This is a genomic window from Streptomyces sp. H39-C1 (assembly GCF_027158125.1).
Taxonomy (GTDB): Bacteria; Actinomycetota; Actinomycetes; order Streptomycetales; family Streptomycetaceae; genus Actinacidiphila; species Actinacidiphila fildesensis.
Genome location: NZ_JAPVLS010000007.1, coordinates 177,975 through 181,554, shown reverse-complemented (window position 1 = coordinate 181,554; position 3,580 = coordinate 177,975). Strand labels below are relative to the sequence as shown.

1 protein-coding gene and 1 pseudogene are annotated in these 3,580 nt (G+C 57.9%); one reads left to right on the top strand and one right to left on the bottom strand.

The window, feature by feature from the left end; all coding sequences use genetic code 11:
* Positions 1-667: 667 nt before the first annotated feature.
* Positions 668-3,061 (top strand): N-6 DNA methylase, encoded by a 2,394-nt coding sequence (locus tag O3W51_RS07445; RefSeq protein ID WP_269284771.1) that lies wholly within the window; start codon positions 668-670, stop codon positions 3,059-3,061.
* A gap of 190 nt (positions 3,062-3,251) precedes the next feature.
* Here the strand turns inward: O3W51_RS07445 and O3W51_RS07440 are convergent.
* Positions 3,252-3,458, bottom strand: a pseudogene (locus tag O3W51_RS07440) (IS1380 family transposase); the annotation flags it as partial.
* Positions 3,459-3,580 lie beyond the last annotated feature (122 nt).

The following is a 3,580-nucleotide window of genomic DNA, read 5'->3' as shown; positions in this document are numbered from 1 at the left end:
ACGGGCCACCTCATGATCATCTGGCTTAGACACCACAATGATCACGAAGCCCGTGCCTGCTCTGCTATGCGCCCCAACCGGTCACAACCCGACCAGCCGCACGACCCCGGAACTTGCAACCGCCCTGGTCAGCGCCTGCGGGGGAGGAATCGGCCGCCGTCCGCGCTGGCGATGGTGAGGAGGCTCTCGTAGTGGCCGTGGTCCTCCTCGGTCATGCAAGGGATGACTACTTCAGGAGGTGCGTCCGGTGCCGCTAGATATGGCGAAGCCGTCGGCACGCGCTTGTGCGGCGGGAGCCTGTATCAGCGGTCACCCTTGCGGGTGGCGATGATCGTAGTGGCCCACTCATCACCCGATCTGCGACAAGCTGAAGCATTTCATCGAAGCCCTGCACCCACATCAGAGACGTCACCTATGCCGAGGACGCCTCCACCCTCCACACCGGCACCGCACCCCGCGACGTGGCCACCTTCCACTTCTTCGCCATCGGCCTGCCCAAAAAGACCTCGGAGCCGCCAACATCGCCAAGACCGCCCGGGCAATCCGCGATCAGCCCGAACGCGCCCTCCCCATCCTAGGCAAGCAGCAACATCCTCGACACTCCCGGAACTTGATCAAGCTCTGTCCCTCATTACGACCTGAGACACGGCATAGGATCGTCGCGGACGTGACCAGGCAGGACGATCGATCAGGAGCAGCACAGCCGATGGCGAACGAGCGCATCACTGAGGACATGGTCGACGCCAAGCTGCGGGCCCTGGGCTACTACGACGACGAGGACACCGTCGTGATCGAGAAGCAACAATCAACTGTACAGGCGATTCGAACCGCTTTGTCGAAAGCATCGAAGTCCGGCAAGGGAGGTGCAGGCTACCCTGAGTTGATTATCACCGCACCGGCCACGCCCGACATGGTTGTGGTTGTCGAGTGCAAGGCAGATGTGAAAAACCATGAGTCTGCGAACCGCGACCTTCCCGCCCAATACGCAGTAGACGGCGTTCTGCACTACGCGCGATACCTCTCCCCCAACTACACAGTCATCGCGGTAGCAGCCTCAGGTAATAGGCACACTAACAAGCATTCGTTCTTTGTGATTCCCAAAGGTGTGAATTCCGCAAAGCCTCTCGTGTCGCCTACGGGCGCTGTCATCACCGAGTGGGTCGGATTGGACGACCTTTTGGCTGCAGCATCCTTCGACCCAAACGTGCAGCAGCAGCGCACGAAGGACCTGATCGCATTCTCGATGGAGATGCATGAATTTATGCGTGACGAGGCCGAACTTGAAGAAAAGGAGAAACCCCTTGCTGTTGCAGGCACTCTCATCGCACTAAACGATCCAGTGTTCGCAAAGACATACCCCGAGTATCCCGCCGCAGATCTACCTGAATTCTGGATGCAGTCCATTCAGAAGGTCGTGCGAGCAGCAAAGCTCCCGGTCCCAAAGATCGAGAACATGACGCAACCGTTTACTAACATTCAAGTGCACCCGGAACTGCGCAAGCCGACTAAAGGGTACCCGAAGGGTCTTCTCAGCGAGATCGTGACGCTGCTCGCCGATCGGGTAATGCCGTTTCTTAACGTTTATCATGACTTCGACGTGGTCGGAGCATTTTATGGTGAGTTTCTGAAGTACACGGGAGGCGACGGCAAAGGGCTGGGTATCGTCCTTACACCCCGACACGTCACCGAGATGTTCTCCTTGCTGGCAAACGTCACCAAGGATGACAAGGTCCTCGACATCTGCGCTGGCACGGGTGGGTTCCTCATCTCTGCCATGATGCAAATGATCCGCACGGCCACAACGGATGCAGAAGTGGAGTCGGTCAAGAAGGAGCGACTGATCGGCATTGAGCAGCAGGCGACTATGTACGCCCTGGCCACTTCGAACATGATTCTGCGAGGGGACGGCAAGGCGAACATATTCCAAGGATCATGCTTCGACATCGCCATCACAAAAGAGATTAAATCTCACCGCGCGAACGTCGGAATGATCAATCCCCCTTACGCTAAATCAAAAGAAGACCTTCACGAACTAAGATTCGTCGAGCACATGCTCGACAACTTGGAGAAGGGTGGTACCGGGATTGCAATCGTACCGGTTTCGTGCGCGACCATCAGATCCGAACACAAATCTAATCTGTTGAAGAAGCACACGCTGGAGGCGGTGATGAGCATGCCTCCGGAATTGTTCCACCCCGTAGGTGTGATCACGTGCATTCTCGTGTTCACGGCTGGCATTCCTCACGCAACCGCAAACAAGAAGACCTGGTTCGGATACTGGCGCGACGACCGATTTGTCAAGGTGAAGAATCTTGGACGCGTAGACAAGCACCAGACCTGGCCGCAACTGCGGGATCACTGGGTTGAGATGTTCAGGAACCGCGAAGTCCATGCCGGTGAGTCTGTTATGCAAATGGTCGGCCCAGGCGATGAGTGGGTGGCCGAGGCGTACATGGAGACGGACTATTCAGGGCTAGATCCTCTCATTCTTGAGAAGATTATCCTTGACGACGCAATGCTGACCTTGAAGAGTGCTCAGACTGCCACCGCGTCGGCGAGAAAGTTCTCAGACACGGGAACTTGGGGTCAGTTTGAACTTGGACGCCTCTTCGACATCAAGAAGGGCAAGCGTGTCACGGCAGCCGATCGAGGCCCCGGGACTACGCGCTTCATTGGGGCTTCCGAGTACAACAACGGGATCACCGACCTGTGTGACCTTGATCCTACTTTTCAGGAGCATTGCCTGACGGTTCCTTACAACGGTAACTCTGTCGGCGTGGCATTCTATCAAGATCAGCCATTCTTTGCTTCCGATGACGTGCAGGTGCTACTTCCCAAACAAGATCTATCCCGCTGGGCGCTACTATTCGTTGCAGCAGTGATTAGATACGAGCGCTATCGATTCACCTACGGATACAAATGGAACCTCTCCCGCATGAAGAAGACCGTTATTCGCCTGCCGATGACCGACGGCGGGACGCCAGATTGGAGTCACATGGAGCGAGTTATGCAGGGGCTCCCATTCAGCAAGGCAGTGGCACCCGATAACGGGCACGGCTAAAATTTTGAGATGCTTCTCGACCCGAAATAGTTTGGCCTCGATTTTCCGTGGCGGCTTGTCTGCATCCCCGTCGGCCAGTTTCGGCTAGTCGGGTCGGTAACGGGCAAGCCTGTAACCCGGCTATCGCATCGGGTGAACGCCGAGGTTCCACCCTCCGCGGGGTGGTGCGGCTCTCAGGGACGGGAGCTGGCTAATCAGCGGCCGGGTTTTGAAGCGGCGTTGAGTCGCTGATCGCGCTGGTGATCACGTCTGTCCAGAGCCAGTGGCGTGTGAATCTCAGGTGCTGGCAGCGGCCGGTGATGACGAGTTGGGCGGCGGCGGAGAACAGCCGAAGTCTCAGGCGGCGGGGCTCCTAGAGTTCGGGCTTGCCAGTCACGGCGAGCATCGGAGCCTGAGCCGGTCGCGGAACTCCTCCGGTGCCGAGGCCGCCTTCCAGGGTCACGGCGAGCCTCCACGAGCCCCGTCCAACCGGAGGCCGTCGGGGGCAGATCCAGCGTGAGGTGCCCAGTACAGCAGGAC